This is a genomic window from uncultured Methanobrevibacter sp. (assembly GCF_947169325.1).
Lineage (GTDB): Archaea > Methanobacteriota > Methanobacteria > Methanobacteriales > Methanobacteriaceae > Methanocatella.
The window spans coordinates 1-20,737 of sequence record NZ_CAMVPN010000026.1 but is presented as its reverse complement, the minus strand read 5'-3'; the positions used below and the strand labels follow the sequence as shown (position 1 = coordinate 20,737).

Genomic DNA, 20,737 nt, shown 5'->3' with positions numbered 1-20,737 from the left:
CTTTTTTTATTTTAATTTGCATGCGTTATAATGGCAATTTTACTTTTGACAGATTGATTTGTGTGAAAAATTAGTAATGGAGTTGTTATCATTTGGTGTTAATAACAAACTCTCTAAAATTTTTATTTGTCTAATGTTTCAAGGATTTTATCCAGTTTTTCCTCAAGGGAATCTAAGCGATGTTCAAATGATAAATCAACCGGTTTTTTGGCAATCAGATAACTGTCAAACCATGGTTTTGAGGAAATGTCAGTATTGGTTCCAGCCTCAATTACTTTTAAATCAACATATTTTGCCAGACTTTTCATACCATTTTCGTTAAATCTATAGCAGTCGTATGGATTTTTGTGAACAGGTCCTGAACTTGGAGCGATGATGCAGATTATTCCATCCTTTTTTAAAACTCTTTTAATCTGCTCCATGGTCAGCCAGAAATATTCTATATGCTCAAATGCTTGGCCTGAGATGATTACATCATAGGATTCATCTTCAATTTCCCTCCAATTGTAGGGATCTTTAACAACAATGTCCACGTTGTTTCCTTCAGACAAATCAAGTCCATGATAAGTCCATTTTTCTTCTTGCATTAGCAGACCATAGTTGTATTTTCCACTTTTATCAAAAGATCCGATATCCAATATTTTCAATTCCTTATCAGGATTTAAATAAGCGTTTTTAAAATATTCCATTTTTAAATAAGAAGAAGGATGCAATTTGTCACCTCATAATCTGTTTTTTAATTTCCAAAGTTTTGTTGATTTGATTTCTGTCAATTCATCATCTATTTTTTTGTATTCATCCTTTAAATTGGATAATTCATTTTTTAAATTATTATTTTTATTTTTTAAAGTATCATTTTCGTTATTTAATGTTGAATATTCATTATCTAGTTTAGAATATTGGGTTAATAGTTTTTCGTATTCTTCAAGCAATTCCAGATTTTTATTATACAATCCTAAATTAGATTTTTTCAGATATTCATTGTCATTAATAATTTTGTTTTGAGATAATTTAATGTTTTTTATTTCATTAATTAAATATTTGAGATTGATGTTTTCATGTTCTATGTTCAGGTCAGTGATGATGCTATCTAAAATGGAGTTGTTGTAATTTCCGTTTTTCATTTCATGGAAATATGTGGCGAATTTTTCATTGTTTGAAAATGCATTTTTTGCAGACAGTTCATCAAATTTTTGCGAGTTTAAAATTGCACTTAATTTCAAATCAATTTCCTTAATGGAAGATGCTTTTATTATCTGACTTGTAAAGAAACTAATGTGATTGTGAAGGACAACTTCTTGAATTTCAATAGGTATGTTATTTTTTTCAAATAAATCACAAACTAATATATATGCATTTATCAATCCTCTGAAATATCTCTCATTTAAATTGAATGTAATCGATGAATCATTAAGATTTCTGTAATATGCATAGAAGTTATTTAATGTGATTACTTTACTGGATTTAATTAAAGCTTCTAAAAAGAAAACCAAATCCTGACCCGGAATGTCCTCATGGAATCTGATGTTATTTTCATATATTAAATCTTTTTTGAATAGTTTTGCAGTGATTGCAGGTCTCATTGTCATTAGATTTGAATTTATTGGGTCTGTAAAGTGTTGTTCGACTCCTGCAAATATTGGGGGGTTGTGCTGGTGAACGCCGTTTTTGAAAACGTTAATCTGGCCTGCAATAACCATGTCGGCATTGGTTGCATTGGCTTTGTTCAACAGGTATTCGCATGAATTGACAAGCAGTTCATCATCTCCGTCTAAAAAAAGAAGGTATGGTGAATTGGAGTTTGCAATACCAATATTTCTGGGTTTTCCAGCGTAACCACTGTTTATTTCAGTTGTAAATACTTTAACATTATCAAATTGGATTTCATATTCTTTAATAAGGGCCAGTGTGCGGTCAGTTGAACAGTCATCGACAAATATTAACTCAATGTCTTCAAATCCTAATGTCTGGGATTTGACAGAGTCAAATGTTTTATGTATGTCCTGTTCCTGATTAAATGTGGGGATAATTACTGAAATCCTATAATTAGTCAAATAATCACCAATCTATCTTTTGGGTCTGCATTGAACAACAATGTCTGCAATGAATGATGCCGGTTTTTCTTTGAATATCTCAAATTCATAATCCAGACCTAAGTTAGCAACCCATGGGATAATCTCATAGAAATCGCTTGCTTTGTGATAAAGGCTTATGACCAAGATTGGTCTTTGGGTTTTAATTGTGTTGATTGCACCGTTTAACAGGTCCAGTTCTGCTCCTTCAACATCTATTGTAATATATCCTACATCAAGGTTGTTTTCGCTTACAAATGTGTCTATTGTTGTTTCCTGAACCTTAATTTCATTGTCATAGGCCCTGATATGGGAGTCGCTGGTTATTCCCTGAACGTTATCTCCTGACAGATATAGGGTTCTCTCACCGTTGATATTTCCTAACGATTTGTTGATTGCAATGATGTTTTCAATGTTGTTGTCTGCAATATTCTTATTTAGTGTCTCAAATGATTCTTTAAAAGGTTCAAAAGCATAAATTTTTCTGTTGGTGTATCTGGATAGCGGAAGTGATGTGTCACCTGTGAACGCTCCAGCATCAATAATGTCTTTGTCTTTTAGAAATTCCAAATCACGGTCATTTAAGTTCAAATTGATGAATCCTGCAAGATTAAACTCTCCGGTGTATTTAAATCCGCAAACGCCATCCTCTGTGATGTTTTCCTTTTTGAATCGTTGAAACTCTTCAAGTTGTTTAACTTCATCGTCAAAATAGAATGTTTCCTTTCTCATTAAGGCTGTGGCTGTGGCTCTTAGGATATACCATTTATACATCCGGGTATTTCTATCATTTAGGTTTTTGGTAACTGCATTGAGCTTGTCTGTAAAGTCATCCCTTAGAAAATATTCTATATATGACCCATTACAGAAACTCACTGCCTTTCCGTAATGTTTGTTGAATATGAGTTTAGGGTCATCATTTTCTTTTTTAAGCGTGTTGTTTTGATTTTGCAATGTTTCTTTTTGTTTTTTTAACTCCCCTTCCTGTTTTTTAAGTGATGAAATGTTGTCGTTTAATTTTTTTATTTCCTCTTTAAGAGAATCGTTTTCATCGCTCAGGGCTTCGCTTTCTGTTTTGTAGTATTTAAGTGAATTGACTTCCTTTACTAGTTTGCTGTTGTTGTTTTTCAAATCTTCATTTTTTTGGTTAAGCAATTCTATTTCTTTCAGTGATTTTTCAGTAGTTTCCTTGTAATACACATAAGAATTACTTTTATTTAATATTGATTCTTTAAAACTCATTATATTCTCCCATATTATTTTTTAACTTTACATTGCACAACAATATCTGCCAGAAATGATCTTGGCTCTTCTTTAAATATTTTAAATTCATAACCCAATCCCAAATTAGCAACCCAGGGTATTATTTCAAAATAATCGGTCACTCGATGGTACATGCTTATCTTTAAAATAGGTTTTTGGGTTTTTATTGTGTTGATGGCCCCGTTTAATAAATCCAGTTCCGCTCCTTCAACATCAATGGTAATGAAACCCACATCAAGATTGTTCTCACTTACAAATGTATTTGATTTATCATCATATTCTCTTAATTCCTCATCACTTGTTATTCCTTGAGCGTTATTTCCGGATAAATATAATGTGCGTTTTCCATTAAGGTTTCCAAGTGATTTCTGCACCGGAATAATGTTTTTAATATTGTTATCATTAACATTTTTGCAAAGTAAGTTGAAAGTTTCTTCAAATGGTTCAAATGCATAGATGTTTTTATTTGTAAATTCCGCAAGCGGAATTGAAGTATCTCCAGTATATGCGCCTGCATCAATAATATCCTTATCCTTTATGAATTCCAGTTCGTCATCGTTTAAATTCAAATCAATGAATGCTGCGAGATTGAGATTTCCGTGGTATTTGTATTTTCCAATGCTCTTGCCGGTGTAGTTATCCTGTCTAAATTTATCTGCTTCATCCTGCTCTTTAATCTCGCTTTCATAAAAAAGGGAGTCTTTTTTAAGCATGCCAACAACCATTGCCCTTAAAAAATACCTTTTGAATGCTTTTTTAGTGTGAGGATTTAAATTTTTTGTAACTTCCTTCAGGTTATCTTCAAAATCATCTCTTAGGAAGTATTCTATGTATGATCCGTTGCAGAAGTTGGTTGCAGAACCATAGAATTTCATGAAAGTTTCATTGATGTTCTTGTCATTTTTATATAATTCCAGCTCTTCGAGCAGCTCTTCGTTTTTTTCTTTGTAATAGTTATAGGAATTGCTCTTTGACAAAACCTTCTCTTTGAAACTCATTATCTCCCCTCCATTCTAATTATTTAATATCCATTCATATACTCTTTTGCTATTATTTTGGTCATCATATTTGTAGAATCCATCCACTCTTTTTGCATATTCCTCTTTCATTTTGCAATCGTTTTCAAGATAATCTTCAATTGTTTTGACCAATTCATTCTCATCAGCTATTACTTCACCGAATCCCATGGTTTTATATTTGAAATAACCCTCTTCAAAGTGGTAGTCATCACCATATTGATAGTAAATCATAGGTTTTTTCATGTAGGAAAAGTCAAAGGCTACAGATGAATAATCGGTAATCATCAAATCTGATTTTTTAAACAGTTCCTGGTATGTGCTGTTGTAATCTATTTCAACATAATCGTTTTTGTCAAATATCTCGATAAAATCAAAGACTTTTGGATGTGGCTTGAATATAATTTTATAATCTCTTTCTTTTGCAATTTTTATTAATTCTTCATTGTTGATTAAGGAATTTATTTTTTGGAAGTATTCTGAGTCTTTTATCTGAATTTGCTTTTTGTTATGTAGGTCACGCCTCCATGAGGGCATTATGAGGATTTGTTTAACATTTTTGTCATTGTCATCTTCCACCAGATTGTCAAACCTTGGAAAACCTAATGTTTGGATTATCCTCTCAGGGTAATTATATCCTTTATCTAAAAAGGAATCACGCTCCAAGTCAGAAACGCACACGATTAAGCTGATGTTTTTATCATATTTTTTCAGCCAATATGAAACGTTGTCCTTAGTGACTCCATGCTGGAGAAAGTATTTTTCGGATTTGATTAGTCCGGAATAATATTTGATGTTTCTTCCCATAAATGGGTTTAAAAATATCTCATCAGGATGTGAGGATATCATTTTTTCTGCAAACAAATAAATCAGTCTTTGTTTTATTGTGTAAAATCCCACGATATTTCCCAGTTTTTTAATCCTCTTGAAATCAGGGGAATCTTTTTTGACTGTGAAATATTTTTTTATTCCATCATTTTGTCTGATTGCATATTTGTATAGGTGTTCCGCATTATCGTCTGCTCTTTCTTGCCTGTCCATGAACAGCCATATCTTTTTATTTCTAAAAAACGGGAACAGCAATAAATAAGTCATTCTAATGGCTAATGCTGAGGTATAGTAAGGTCCTTTGTCCTTGTATATTCTTGCCAATATTTTGGATTCCTTTCTAACCATTTCACTATATTTGTAGGGGGTAATGTAGAATTTGTTGTCCTTGAATTCAAGTAAGTGATTTCCATTGATTGAATAGTTGCTGAAACCGGAAAGTCTTGCAGGGTCTTGAAAATCAATTCGTAGATTATAGTTTGTTTTTTCGTTAGCATTTTTACCGATGAATGTTGTTTTTATTTCAACAACCGATTCTTCGCCATCGCTGAGTGGAACTTCAAAATCAAAACTGTATCCTGATTCCAATGTACAATTTAAAAATCTCTTCATGAGGTGAGGATAATAGCTTTCATGAGGAGTGTAGATGTTAACCTCGTTTGTTTTTGTATTTGTTTTAACCAATTCAATTTTAATGTCTTTTTTTGAAAAGTAGGACATTAGAAATCCTGAAATAAATAATTTGTCTCGTCTGATTTCTGAAATGTTTAACCAAATCTTATGGACATGCAGCCTATCGATTAAAACGTCTCCTGAATAGACTCCTGCAAATTTTCCGTTGTAATTGGAATGGATGTCAACACAGTTTATGGAATATTCCGGAAGAACCACGACTCTACTGTGTTTCAGCGCCAGCATATGGTTTCTAACGTTATAATTGTCGTTGACGAGTGAACGTATGATGTCATCACCAACATAACTTAAGACATCTTTAATTGCATAATAAACCTGTGCAAGTTCAACCGATGTGAGAATTTCACTCACGTCTTCAACTTTCAGCATCCATTGAATGTCATAGACAATCAGATATTGGATGAATTTTGGCACATAACCGATATTTTCCATGTAATGGTCAATCAATCCCTTAAAGTATCTTTTTAGCCTGTCCAGGTAGAAATCTTTTTTAAGTGATGCTGAATCCATTGTTGAGGTTTCATTGGCTCTTCTACGATACCAGTACATTCCCTCCCGAACAACACCGTATGCTTGTTTCTCAATAAGGATTTTATTAATCAGTAATGCGTCTTCTGAGTTGACAAGGTCGGTTACAAATTTGATTTCATCGAACAGTTCTCTTTTAAAGAATGCTGAATTGACAAATAATTGAGGATGCTTTGGATTTGTCTTGAGATTGACTACTCTTGTCTTTTTATATTTGTAATTCAATGGGTGGGGGCCGTGCTGGCGGTCAAAAAAGTCTACTGCAACAGAAACCAAATCCACTTCCTCGTAATGTTTTTCAAAAAAGTTAAATACGTTTTCAAAGGTGTCGGCTCTAAATTTGTCGTCACTGTCTAGGAAATTCACGTATTTTCCGGTTGCATACTGCAAACCGTTATTGCGTGCAGCTCCCTGGCGTTGGTTTTCTTGATATATGTAGAGTATATTTTCAGGATATTCCTCAACATATTTCTGACAAATCAGGGCAGTATCGTCTTCACTTCCATCATCAACCAAAATGAGCTGGATATGATCTTTGAAAGAAAAACTTTGATTTAATAAAGATTCAATAGTCTCATCAAGGTATTCTTCGCAGTTATAGCAAGCCATGACTACTGAAAATTCTTTATCAAATTCCGTTTTTCTTTTATCCAAGTTAATCCCTCTTTAGTAATATCTTGCTATAATCTGCACTAAAAATGCCGCAAGGAATGCACATGTTAAACAAATGATGTATGAATCGAGCTCTTCATTTTTCTCTTTCACATGGTTCATTCCGAATATGAAAGGAACCAATATGAATAATGGCAATACATATCTTGTATGGACTGCAACGGTATATAAGTCACCAACAGGAGCCCATGTAATAATCTGTGAGATGCATGTTCCGAAATAGGTAATTGCCACAACAATCAATGCGCCGATTCTTTGTTTGATGTCAAATCTTTCGGTAAGAGGATAGAAGAACCAGACCGCACCAATAAACATAGGAAATATCGCTGAAACAAAACCTAATCTGTACATTGTAGCTGCACCAGGCACTGTTGAATACAGATTGGTCATTGCTGTAAGTACCGGACCTACATCCAGGCTACTTATTGAATGGAATATCGCAACGGCGGATTCTGCAGGATGTGAGGTCATATAACTTAGTTGTGCAGTTGAATTGAAATGATTTTTAGCAGCAAAAGCTATTCTCCAGCCGGAATGCATGTAATTCGGCATGGCATAGGTGGAGTACAGCAAACCAACAATTCCCACTATAATCAATCCTATAAACTTGAATAGGTTTGAGTTATATGCTTTGAATTTTTCACTAGGCACGCAGAATACCAGAAGCACTAAAGCCAGGAATGGCAATTTGCACAGTCCCATCAACAAACAAAGAATTGAGAATATGATAATATCCTTGTTTTCCAATGATTTCGCTTCTGCTTTAATCATATAGAAGAAATATGCTATAATCAGAATTCCGAGTCCTATAAATAGCGAGTCAATACTGAACGATGCAGCCTGCTGTATTGCTACTGGAATACATGCAATCACAATAAATGGAACCTTAAGGATAGGGGTCTTTTTAACGGCATATGTAACCAACCCTGCATATAACAATAAATTCAGAAGCCTTCCAAGCCACATTGCAACCAAAACATTCAATTCTAATAATTTAGCTACTGCCAAACCAATTGCAGGGGCAACATAACCATAGAATGGATTTTGTTGAAATGCGGAGTGATATCTGATTGGAGTGCCATCATAGTTTATATTTCCATCAATTTGAAATGCAGTTTTTGTTCTATTTTTTTCGAAAAATTGTATGCTTGATGAAACATCAAAGCCATCACCTTTATACTCTGGGAATATAACTCCCTGTGATGTGATATCCGCTCTTGCCAAATGCTCAGTTTCATCTGAAACATTACAAATTGGATTTAAAAAACAGCACAAAAGTCCAAATAGTATTATTATGACGAATGCTGTTTTATACAGTTCTTTATTCGTATTATGATATGAATAAAATGTAATTGCAAAAATACCGAATATTGCAACTAACACAATCATAACAATTTCTTTAGTTGGGAAAATATAATTATTCAAAGTAAACATTGACAAGGAAGTAATTAAAATAAAGATTAAATAAATAATCCAATATTTCTTGGATTTAATTAAATTATCTTTAAATTCAGTTATTCCACTTCCAAAATCAAAAGACATTTTTTCATTCAATTTTAACACCAAATATTATTTATTTAATTAATCACCTTTTTAGGATTTTATGTAGTTATTTATAATGAATATGATTAAAAATTTTTTCCATAAAACATATATCGTCTTGCAAGGAAATTCCAAAACATCACAATTGCAGTGGTAATTATCTTGGAAATCAGATAATAAAGTCCGATTATGTCGGTAAAGAGATATAAGAATAATTCTGTAAAAATAAGTCCCACAATACCTATTAATGCAAAAATATTAAATTCTACAAAACGGTTATCAATTTGGGATTTGTTAAACACCCAATGGGTACTTAAAATGTAGTTCACAATAAGTGAGATTACAAAAGACAATATTGCTGAGATTAGATAGTAGATTCCACAAACATCGCTAAAGAAGTACAACAGAAAGAAATCCACTAAAAAGGCAAATCCTCCCACAAAAAGATATCTAAAGAACTGTAAGAAAATATTGTCTGTACCTTCTTTAAATAATTTATTTATTTTGCCTTGCAAGCTCACACCTTATCTTATTTGTTCTCAACACTTTCATGATATTCTTTTTCAGAGTTAACTGCCCAGATATTGGAGTTGTCACTTCTTCCTGCGATGATATTGTTAACTGCTTCCATTGCACTTAACATTGAATGATCCATATTGTTGTATCTGTGCATTCCATTTCTTCCAATCAGATATAGGTTATCAAAAGTATCAACATACTCTTTGACTTTGTCAAATTCATCATACGTGCCGAAATAAGCAGGATATGCTTTTGGAATTCTTATCACAACGGAGTCAACAACATCTCTTTTGGATGCAAAGTTAATTTGGTCTAGTTCATCTATTGCAAATTTGGACATTTCTTCATCTGACTTGCTCCAAAGTTCATCGCCTTCATTACAGAAGTATTCCAAACCTAACCATACTTTATCATGGTCTTCAACAAGGTATGGGCTCCAATTATTGAATATTTGAACTCTACCTAGTTTCACGTCTTCTTCTTGAATATAAATCCATGTGTCGGGCAATATGTCATTAATAGTTGGGGTTTCAGTTTCATTTTTTAGATTGATGCTGTTTAGTAATATTCCCACAGTAATGAAATCCCTATAAACCAATCCTTGAGCTATTCTGTTGGTATCTTCAGGGACTTTATCAGAATCAATGCATGCTATCAAATCTCTTACCGGCATTGTAGAGATGAAATAATCTCCTTCAATGATTTCACCATTGACTTTAACGGATTTAATCTGATCATTTTCAATTTCAATTCCTTCTACTTTTGAGTTAAAGTAGAGTTCTCCACCATTTTCAACTACTTTTTTAGCAACGGTTTCCCACATTTGTCCAGGGCCTAATTTGGGATATAAAAACTGCTCAATCAAACTGGTTTCAACATTTTTTTCATTGATTTTGGTCAGTTCATGCAATGCATGGATTATTGTTTTTGTAATGTTTAATCCTTTAACCCGTTGAGCTCCCCAGTCAGCTGCAATGTTTTTACATTCAATACCCCAAACCTTGTAGGTATATTTTTCAAAGAAGGTCTTGTATAGCTCTTTTCCAAAACGATTGATGTAAAAGTTTTCCAGATTGTCTTCGGGAAGTTTTTTGATTAATGTCTTGAGGTAATCTATACCAATCTTAAAGGTTCTTTTTAAACCTAATTTCTGTATTGTGTCAACATTGAGGGTAACAGGGTAATTAAACAATTTCTTTAAAAATAAAATTCTTGATATCCTATTTCTGATAAGCAATAATTCATCCGTTTTTTCAGGATCCAAACCTTCTGAGTAATCATCAAGAATTTCCACTTCAGTAATATTGTTTAATAATGAATAATCAAGAGCCTTGTTTAGGATTTTATCATCGTATGATGGGCTTTGCTGCATTGGAAGTATATTCATCCACCAGTCCATAACGATTTTGGATTTGGAAAAGAATCTGTGCCCTCCAATGTCAATTCTATTTCCTTTATAAACATTAGTCTGTGAAATCCCTCCGATTTTATCAGTTGCTTCAAATATAATGGGTTTTATATTGGTGTTTTTAAGCAATTCATAAGCAGCAGTTAAACCTGCTGGTCCAGCACCAATAATTATCGCTGTTTTTTCAAAAGTTTTCATCAATAATCAAATCTCCAAATAAAAAGTGTAAAATATAGTAGTTATCTTTATTATTATTAATATTTAAATTGTTGTTTTTTGGTGATTTAAAATAAAAAAGTAAAGTAGATGGGTTAATCTACTTTTTAACAATTAATTTTATTGTTTTTTTTATTGCATTAAAGCATTTATCTCCAGCATATTTAACAGTAGTTTTATAAGTTCCTTTTTTAGTTACTTTCACTTTAACGGTTGCCACTCCTTTGGCATTGGTTTTTGCGGAGTATGTTTTACCGTTTACTTTGAAGGTAATTTTTTTGCTTTTAAGAACTTTATTTTTGTTATCCTTTAAAGTAGCGGTTAATTTTTTAGTCGCTTTAACTTTATAGGTTTTATTTGGAGCTGTTAATTTTGGAGATACTTTTTTAACAGTCACTTTGGTAGTTGCAGATGATTTTAAATAGTTATCATTGCCTGCAAATGCAACTGTTGCAGTGTATGTTGCCGGAGTCAATGTAATTACATATTTAACTTGTCCGTTGGCATCAGTATTTTTATAAATAACTTGATTATTAATGTTAATACTGATTTGGGTATTGTCCAATGCTTTATTATTTGCATCTTTTAGGGTAATTGTTAAATATTTGCCGGTATTGTAGTTCATAGTTAAGCTTGGAGCGGTTATTGTAGTTGCAATTGCTACATGTGGCATAATATATGTGTTGCCTGTTATGTCATATGTACCATAGGCTCTAACTGCATCTTTTTCAGTACTGTTAATAACTGTATTCTTATTGAATTTGTTATTATTACCATCTAAATAGATTGCAGTACCCATTGATGCGGTGTTTGTGTCAAAGTAATTGCTTATAACGTTATTTGTATTTCCTCCAATTCTTATTGCTCCGCCAACATTACCCACATTTGAAGTAAAGTTGTTGTCCGATACACTATGACTATTACCTGTCAGTCTTATTGCTCCACCATTTACTGCAGTATTTCTCATGAATTTATTTTTAGATATTGTTGATTTGTCTCCGGTGATGTAAACTGCTCCGGAATCAGCGCTTGCAACATTATCATTAAATTCATTTGAAGCTATTGTTGCGCCGTCACCTTTGATATAAACTGCAGCACCCCATTTTGCAATATTTGATTTGAACTGATTTTTGGTAATTCCTGTATTGGCACCTTCAATTCTTAAAGCGCCTCCTACATCGGAATCCTTATTTGCAGTGTTTGAATCAAATAAATTGCCTTCAAATGAGTTTCCATCTCCTGTAAGATAAATTCCTCCGCCACTTTTTGAAGCGGTGTTCTGGATGAATTTGTTGTTTGTAATTTTTGAACCAGCACTGTTTAAGCGGAGCGCTCCGGATGTGGCTGTGGCCTTATTGCCTTTAAAGTAATTGTTGTTTATTGTTAATCCATTTCCGTCTAGATAAGCAGCTCCACCATCTGAACTTGCAACATTATCAGTGAAGTTATTTCCATCCAAAGTGAAAGTTTCACCTTTTATATAAACTCCAGATCCCCATTTGGCGATGTTTTTAGAGAATTTGTTATTTTTAAGAGTAGCACCATTTCCTTCAATCCTGACGGCACCTGCAAATGCAGTATCGCTAGCGGTATTTGAATCAAAAGTGTTGGACTCTAATGTATTGCCATCTCCAATGATGTATGTTGCGCCTGCTGTGGTTCCTGCGGTGTTTTGTGTGAATTGGTTGTTTGATATTTGTGAGTTTGATGTTTTTATTTGGAGTGCTCCGGAAGAGGTTTTTGCATTTGAGGATGTGATTTTATTGCCTGTAATGGTGAGTCCGTCACCTGTAATGTATGCTGCACCACCACTACTTGCAGTTGCGCTGGATTTGGAAATGTCATTGTTCATTATTTTATTCCCATCTCCGTTTGCATATATTGTTCCTCCCATGTTTGCAGTGTGGTTTTCAAAAGTATTGCCTGAAATAGTGTTTGTTTTACCATCAACTCTTAATGCTCCTGCAACATCGTTTGCTCCTGCTTTGTTGGATTTGAATGTGTTTTGTGATATGGTATTGGAATCTCCTGTAATGTAGACTGCACCAGCACTTGTTCCTGCTGTATTTGAAACAAATTGATTGTCTGATATTTGTGAATTGGATGTTTTTATTTGCAGTGCTCCTGAGGAGGTTCCTGCGTTGCTGTTGGTTATTTTGTTGTTTGTTATTGTTAATTGGTCTCCTGTTATGTATGCTGCTCCTCCGCTTGTTGTTGCGGTGGATTTGGTTATGTTGTTGTTTGTTATTTTGTTTTGGTTTCCGTTTGCATATATTGTTCCTCCCATGTTTGCGGAGTGGTCATCAAAGTTGTTGCGTGTAATTGTGTTTGATTTACCGTCAATTCTCATAGCGCCTGCAACTTCGCTTGCACCAACTTTATTGGATTTGAAGCTGTTGGATGAAACAGTATTGGAATCTCCTGTAAGATATACTGCACCACCAGTTGTTCCTGCGGTGTTTTGTATGAATTGATTGTTTGAAATATCTGAATTGGAAGACTTGATTTGGAGCGCTCCTGAGGATGTTCCTGCGTTGTTGTTGGTTATTTTGTTGTTTGTTATTGTTAATTGGTTTCCAGTTATGTATGCTGCTCCTCCGCTTGTTGTTGCGGTGGATTTGGTTATGTTGTTGTTTGTTATTTTGTTTTGGTTTCCGTTTGCATATATTGTTCCTCCCATGTTTGCTGTGTGGTCATCAAAGTCATTGTCTGTAATAGTATTTGAATTTCCATCAATCCTCACAGCACCTGCAACATCGTTTGCTCCTGCTTTGTTGGATTTGAATGTATTGTATGAAACTGTGTTTGAATCTCCGAAAATGTAGCTTACACCAGCAGTTGTGGCAGCAGTATTTTTGTTAAATTCATTTTTTGTAATCACATTGCTTTTACCATTGATTTGCACCGCACCGGAAGAGGTTCCAGCACTATTTTCAATGAATTTGTTTTCTTCAATCTTGTTTTTGTCTCCAAGAAGGTATATTCCACCTCCACTTGAGGATGCAGTTGATTTTTCAATGCTGTTTTTGATAACAGAATTTGAGGTACCGTTGACAAATATTGCACCTGCAATGATTGCCTGATTGTTTTTAAAATTATTTTTATTTATAATATTTGTATTTCCTTCAATCCTTATGGCTCCTGCAGTGTTTGCCTCATTGGAGGCAAATTCATTGTCATGTAAATTATTTGAGTCACCAAAGACAAATATCGCACCACTGTTGTTCTGAGCGATGTTCTGTGTGAATTTATTGTTCATTACTTCATTGCTACTTCCATTAATTTGCAATGCTGCTGAAGAAGCATTTGCATTGTTGTTGGTGAAGTTATTGTTTTTAACAGTATTGTATGTTCCTAAGATGTATATTCCTCCGCCACTGGTATTGGCATAACAGTTTTTGAAGTTATTTAAAGTAACTGTATTTTGTGTTCCATTCAAATAAATGGATCCTCCAATGTCTGCAGTGTTGCTTTCGAAATTATTGTTGGTTATTGTGCCTGATTTACCTTCGAGTCTCAATGCACCGGCCACTTCCAAAACTCCTGCATTGTTTGAAGTAAATGTATTGTCTTTAATGACTGCATTATCCCCATCAATATAGGTTGCTCCTGAGCTTTTTGTTGCATTATTGTTTATAAATTTGTTGTTTATCAGTTTCACGTCATTTGCATTAATTTGTATTGCTCCTGAAGATTCTCCTGCAATGTTGTTTTCAAAGTGGTTATCTTCAGCGGTGATACTTTGACCGGTAATGTATGCTCCGCCTCCACTACTGGTTGAAATGGAGTTTTTAATGGTGTTTTTTATTAACTTATTGTTGTTTCCGTTTGCATAAATAGATCCACCAATGAATGCGGTATGCTTATCGAAATTGTTATTTGTGATTGTAGCATAGTCCCCTTCAATTCTTAATGCTCCGGCAACATCGTTTTGGCCAGCTTTGTTTGAGTTAAACTTGTTGTTTTCGACATTGATGTTGTTTCCAATGATGAATGTTGCGCCTGCACTTGTTCCAGCGGTATTTTGTGTGAATTGGTTGTTTGTCATGTTGACTTTGTTAGCATTGATTTGTATTGCTCCTGAAGATTCTCCTGCAATGTTGTTTTCAAAACAATTGTCTTTAATTAAAGTATTGTTGCTAATAAGATAAATTCCACCACCTACGGATGTTGCAATTGAATTTTTGATGTTATTTGAGATTATTTTGACATCTTCACCGTTTACATAGACACTGCCACCAATGTCTGCGGCATGATCATTGAAATCGTTTTCAGTTATCTCAATTTGATGTCCATCAATTCTTAATGCACCTGCAACAGATTCATTTCTTGCCTTGTTGCTTGCAAAAATGTTATTTGTCACTGTAATGTTGTTTCCAATCAAATAACTTGCTCCTGCACTGTTATCGGCAATATTTTGAATAAATCTATTGTTGAGAACAATGGAATTGTCACTGCCGTTCAGCTGCAATCCTCCGGAAGAGTTGGTTGCAAAGTTGTTTTCAAATATATTTCCTTCAACATAAACGTTGTCTCCCAGAACATAAATTCCTCCACCACTGGCGCCTGCAACACAGTTGGTGATGTTATTTAAAATAATTTTGGAGTCAGTACCACTGATTACAATCGCACCGCCTGATTCTGCGGTTCTACTGTTTGTAATTACATTTTTTGAAATGTATGAATGGTTACTGTTGTGCAGGTTAATTGTTCCTCCTCCTAAAAGGGATGCTGAATTATTCGTAAATTTGTTTTGAGTGAGATTAACTCCTTCACCTACAATATATAATGCTCCAGCGGTTTCACTTGCATGGTTTTCGGTAAATGTGTTGTTAATCATTTTTCCGTAGTTTATATTTTCAGGACTTGCGACCCTTATCGCTCCACCAATGTTGGCGGAATTGTTGTAAAAGATGTTGTCTTTGAAAATAAATTCTCCGGCATAGATACCTATCGCCCCACCAATGTCTGCATGATTGTTTTCAAAGGTATTGTTCTCAACAAGGTTGTTCAATCCTAGCTCCAAATCCAGTGCTCCACCGTCACGTCCTGCCTTATTGTTGATAAATCTGTTGTATCTCACAATATTTCCTTTATCGCCCAAAAGACATACGGCTCCTCCACCGGAATCTTCTCTGCCCCCTACATATGCACATTCATTGCTTTCAAAAAGGTTGTTTTCAACTAAAGTTCCACTTCCGTTTACACGGATTGCTCCCCCACTACCTCCAACGTAGTTATTTATAAATTGGGAGTTAATAATACTGCTTCCATTGTTGTAGATACACAATGCGCCTCCGTGGAAGAATTCACAGGTATTGTTTATAAATATGCAGTTTTCAACATGTAAATTGGATCCGTTACACATCACGGCTCCGCCAGTGGTGTTGTGGTATCCATTTGTAAAAACAAGATTTTTCAAAACGACGTTGTCTGCTGTAATCTGGAATATTCTTCCTGAATTTCTACCGTCAAGGGTCATTCCCTTTCCATCTATTGTTAATGTCTTAGTAATGTATACTCCGTAAATGTTAAAGTTGTCGTCACGGTAATAATTGGAATCTAACGTAACGGTGTCTCCTTCTTCGGCTACGCTGATTTTCCTATTTAAATCAGTAAATGTCAAATCATTATCATCTACTTCAAGAATAGTATCTGTAGCTATATCTTCACTTAATATTTCATTATCATCAATTTTTAGCGTCTGGTTGTTGTCTTCATTTGCTGAGACAACCGCCATTGAAATTAAAAATAAAATCAATAATAATGAAACAAACTTTATATTTAATTTCATAAATTTTTCCCCAAAATAGATTTTATGATTAATTTTATGTTTTAATGGCATATAATCATATTTATTTGATTTTTGGAAAATAGAAATAATATTGTTATTAGAACCTAGTAGTTTACATAAAAAGAGCATTATTAATTGTAATTGTCCATGGGAATTAAACTATGGAAAATTCATTGTTTAATTAATTAAACAGGTATTTAAAATAAGAAAAGAAAAGTAGATTTGGAATCTACTTAACTGTTAATTTTATTGTTTTTGTGATGGATTTGTAGGTATTGTCTCCAGCATATTTGACTGTTACTTTATATGTTCCTTTTTTTGTTATTTTTACTGTAACTGTTGCTATTCCTTTGGTATTGGTTTTTGCAGAGTATGTTTTGCCGTTCACTTTGAAAGTGATTTTTTTGCTTTTAAGAACTTTATTTGCATTTGATTTTAAAGTAGCAGTTAATTTTTTGGTTGCTTTAACTTTGTATGATTTGTTTGGTGCAGTCAATTTTGGAGTTAATTTGCTAACCTTTTTGCCAAATGTATTTCCACTGATTGTTGTAGAGGTTCCATAATTTTTCAAAGCAGTGCTTTGAGCAGTATCAACAGTGTTTTTAGTGAACTTGTTGTTTTTACCTCCAATATAAATGGTTGAACCTAACTTTCCTGTATTTTTGGAAAAAGTATTGCTGGTCACGCTAACTCCGGTTCCATCCACTCTTAGGGCGCCTCCGACATCAGCATTGTTGGAAGTGAATGTATTTCCTGAAACTGTGGTTTTTTCACACATGATAAACATGCATCCTCCATTTTTGCTTGCTTTATTGGATGTGAATTTGTTGTTTGAAACAGTTGCTGAATTGGAGTTTCTAAGATGTATTGCACCAGATGACTCAGCACTGTTTTTCTCAAAGGTGTTTTTAGAGATGACTGCTGAGTTCGCACCATCTAAAAAGATTGCTCCTCCACTGCTTGAAGCTATGGAATTTTTGATTGTGTTTCCTGTAATTGTTGGGCTTTTACCGGATAAATAAATTGAAGCACCATTTGCTGCGGAGTGATCATTGAAATTGTTTGAAGATATTGTTGCAGTGTCTCCATCAATTCTTAAAGCGGCTGCAACCTGGTTTTTGCCAGCTTTGTTTGATGTAAATTCATTGTTTGAAACAGTAACTCCATTTCCTGTAATGTATGATGCTCCTCCGCTTGCTCCTGCTGTGTTTTTGTTGAAGTTGTTGTTTGTTACTTTTGCGGATTTACTGTTTAATCTTAAGGCACCTGAAGAGTCTCCAGCCTGGTTTTCAACAAAGTTATTGCTGTCGATTGTAGCGGAAGCACCATCAACATATATTGCACCTCCAACTTTGCCGGAATATGATTTGGTGAAATTGTTTGAAGCTATTTTTGCGTTGCTTCCTGAAACGCAAATTGCTCCACCATTTTCCTTGTTTGCTTTGTTGTTTTTAAAATCATTACCTGCAACGTATGCATTATTACTTTTGTGGATGTTTAAAGCACCACCACTGCCAGTTGAAGCAATATTTGAACTGAACTTATTATTGGTTACTTTAGGATTATTTCCAACAAGATATAATGCTCCGCCCATTTGGTTTGCCTGGTTATCGGTGAACGTATTTTGGCTAATTTCATATGCTTTTGAGGATAATGTACTGTTCAGTCTCACTGCTCCCCCAACGGTTGCCTTGTTTTTAGTAAATGTGTTGGCTATAAAGTGGAATTCTCCTCCATAACCGCTGATTGCACCACCGATTTGAGCGGAGTTATCTGTGAATGTGTTTTTCTCTACAATATTTCCGATTCCAAGCTCCAAATCAATTGCTCCACCGTCACGGCCAGCATAATTGTTTAAAAATTGGTTATTCTTGATGGTGTTTGCACCGGTGCCGTTCAAACAGACTGCGCCTCCACCAACTTGCTTGTTGTTTTTGGAGTTTGCCTTATTGTTTTTGAAAATGTTATTTTCAATTAGGGTTCCACTTCCATCAACACGTATTGCCCCTCCGCTACCATTGTCTGCGAAGTTGTCTGTGAATTGGGAGTTGGTAATTTTTGAGTTTGAGCCATGAATGTAAATTGCACCACCATTTGCAGTGTCTACGTGGTTGTTTACAAAAGTACAATTCTCAATTACAAGATTATTGGCATCGCATCTAATTGCACCTCCGGTAGTTGAGAAAAATCCGTTAACAAAATTGATATTTTTTAATACAACATTATCCGCATAAATTTGAAAGACCCTTACACTTTCTTTAGCATCTATTTTATGTCCGCATCCATCAACGGTTATGCTTTTATCAATTTTCACTCCATATACATTAAAATCATCATTGTATGTATAATCTGAATCTAAACTAACGGAACTTCCTTCTTCAGTGGAAGTGATTTTACTGTTTAAATCTACAAAGTTTAAGGAATCCGTAGTTTGGTCAGATTCTGTTAGGATTTCAATATCATTAATCGTTTGATTATCATCTGCACCCGCAACTGCAGAAATAGAAATCAAACAGAAAACTAATAATAATGAAATAAATTTAATATTTAACTTCATTTTTTACACCTAAAATATTTTTAATAATTTTTATTATGTTAAAAATACTATATATAACTGTAAGTAAAATTAAGAAAAAAGAAAAAAGAATTATTTGATAAAAAATCTGTTTTTACGTTTATTTCTAACAAATAATTTTTGTATAAAATCAAGTCTATCATCAATACTTAAACCTTTAATAATGTTATCAATTCGATTGATGTCAAGGGTTTCTTTGTTAACAAATTCATATTCATAGATGTTGCTTTTATAATCTTTGGAATTTAATGTATCATCTGCAGTGTATTTGCTTATAAATTCTTTAGTAAAGAAAACATCTTTCTGATTAATTTGTATGGGATTTCCAATGTTTAAAGTGTTGGATGAAACTCTTGCATTAGATGGAACAAATGCATAGTTATCTACAATAGATCCGGAACCTAAGTGTGCGCCTTTAGAAATATATGCTAAGTGTCCAACCCATACATGATCTCCGATATAAACACTTTTAGGAAAATTTACTCTTTGTTTAGTTTTAGCACTATACATTGGATGGGCATCAGATGTTCTAATGTTAACACCACTCCCAATGCTGCAATCACTTCCAACAAAGACATTTTGATTTTCCTGAACATTAATGTGAATTGGATAACTCATGTAATTATCGCGTCCAAAAAAAACTGTACATCTGTTATAAACATATAAATCTAGGGGATACTGGTTGTTCATTGAAGAAGATAAATAAATTAATGAATTATCTCCTTTAAAATGAATTTGGGCTCCAGATAATTTAACATTTCCTTCACAGTATAATATGTTGTTTTCGCCATGAAAATTAATTGATGAGTTGACTATTTGGGGATTTCCAATTATTTCGTTTTTATTTAGTTTTTTTATATCATTTGGTGATTTAATAGATTCCATTTTATCACTTATATTTTTTAATTTATGGATTTTATATGTATTCGTTATTATTTAAATTTTATTTTATTAAGTGTTTCTGAATCTTTCAAAATCGTTGTTGTTTTTTAAAATCCTTTTTTCGATTGTAGTTACAAATGAGGCCTCTACTCTATATTCCTTTTTAAACTTATTTTTTTGGTTTTAAATGATTTTTCTAGATTTTGTTATTGTTTTTGGAATGTATTTTCAATTTTGTTACTTGTTTTTTTTTAATTCGTTTGTCTTTTAGTTATGAATGGAGATTTTATATAGATGAAATTGATTTTCTAATTATTTCATTTATTGCCGGATAAAATTCTTCTTTACGAAAAATTAAAGATTATAATTCTTTTTCGACTCATTATATTATCTAAATCAAATAACTCTTTTATCATTTTTATTGTTGGGGGCATTATTCAAATTTTTCATTGTTTATTTAAAATTTAACAAGAAAAATACAAATTGATGTTTTTGCTATCTAAATAATGTAGTGATTGATTTTTTATTTTAATTTGCCGTTTATTCTTTTAAAAATTTTTCAACAGTTTTTTCATCTTTGGTATCGTAAATTGCATTGGTTACAATACTATTGGGAATTGCACATAATTGTGTGTATAATATTTCCATTTTTCATTCATTTTTATCCATTCAACTTCAAAGACATAATTTTAAAATAATGAACCTCCTTTTTAAAACTCAAATGGAAAG

At 33.4% G+C, this 20,737-nt stretch carries 11 protein-coding genes; all 11 read right to left on the bottom strand.

All coding sequences use genetic code 11. The features are described 5' to 3' along the window. Nucleotides 1-122: 122 nt before the first annotated feature. Nucleotides 123-713 (bottom strand): class I SAM-dependent methyltransferase, encoded by a 591-nt coding sequence (locus tag Q0W26_RS05390; RefSeq protein ID WP_298523224.1) that lies wholly within the window; start codon nt 711-713, stop codon nt 123-125. Between the two features lie 9 nt (nt 714-722). Beyond that, nucleotides 723-2,054: a glycosyltransferase family 2 protein gene (locus tag Q0W26_RS05385; RefSeq protein ID WP_298523221.1), complete on the bottom strand. Its 1,332-nt coding sequence runs from the start codon at nt 2,052-2,054 to the stop codon at nt 723-725. A gap of 12 nt (nt 2,055-2,066) precedes the next feature. Further along, nucleotides 2,067-3,314 (bottom strand): FkbM family methyltransferase, encoded by a 1,248-nt coding sequence (locus Q0W26_RS05380; RefSeq protein WP_298523219.1) that lies wholly within the window; start codon nt 3,312-3,314, stop codon nt 2,067-2,069. A 14-nt stretch (nt 3,315-3,328) separates the two neighbouring features. Further along, entirely contained in the window at nt 3,329-4,333 is a 1,005-nt protein-coding gene (locus Q0W26_RS05375) for an FkbM family methyltransferase (RefSeq protein ID WP_298523217.1), read from the bottom strand. A 15-nt stretch (nt 4,334-4,348) separates the two neighbouring features. Beyond that, nucleotides 4,349-7,054, bottom strand: a complete 2,706-nt coding sequence (locus tag Q0W26_RS05370; protein WP_298523215.1) for a CDP-glycerol glycerophosphotransferase family protein — start codon at nt 7,052-7,054, stop codon at nt 4,349-4,351. Between the two features lie 12 nt (nt 7,055-7,066). Next, on the bottom strand, nt 7,067-8,461 hold the full coding sequence (locus Q0W26_RS05365) for a DUF2142 domain-containing protein (protein WP_298523212.1): 1,395 nt from the start codon (nt 8,459-8,461) through the stop codon (nt 7,067-7,069). Nucleotides 8,462-8,700: 239 nt separating this feature from the next. Further along, on the bottom strand, nt 8,701-9,135 hold the full coding sequence (locus Q0W26_RS05360) for a GtrA family protein (RefSeq protein ID WP_298523210.1): 435 nt from the start codon (nt 9,133-9,135) through the stop codon (nt 8,701-8,703). A gap of 8 nt (nt 9,136-9,143) precedes the next feature. Beyond that, nucleotides 9,144-10,739 carry an NAD(P)/FAD-dependent oxidoreductase gene (locus Q0W26_RS05355; RefSeq protein WP_298523208.1) on the bottom strand — a complete coding sequence of 532 codons (1,596 nt, stop codon included), beginning with the start codon at nt 10,737-10,739 and terminating at the stop codon, nt 9,144-9,146. Nucleotides 10,740-10,857: 118 nt separating this feature from the next. Next, a complete protein-coding gene (locus tag Q0W26_RS05350) occupies nt 10,858-16,551 on the bottom strand; it encodes a right-handed parallel beta-helix repeat-containing protein (RefSeq protein WP_298523206.1) in 5,694 nt (1,897 codons plus the stop codon). Nucleotides 16,552-16,780: 229 nt separating this feature from the next. Next, nucleotides 16,781-19,108 (bottom strand): right-handed parallel beta-helix repeat-containing protein, encoded by a 2,328-nt coding sequence (locus Q0W26_RS05345; RefSeq protein WP_298523204.1) that lies wholly within the window; start codon nt 19,106-19,108, stop codon nt 16,781-16,783. A 90-nt stretch (nt 19,109-19,198) separates the two neighbouring features. After that, nucleotides 19,199-20,011, bottom strand: coding sequence for an acetyltransferase (locus Q0W26_RS05340; RefSeq protein ID WP_298523203.1), 813 nt, complete (start codon nt 20,009-20,011; stop codon nt 19,199-19,201). Nucleotides 20,012-20,737 lie beyond the last annotated feature (726 nt).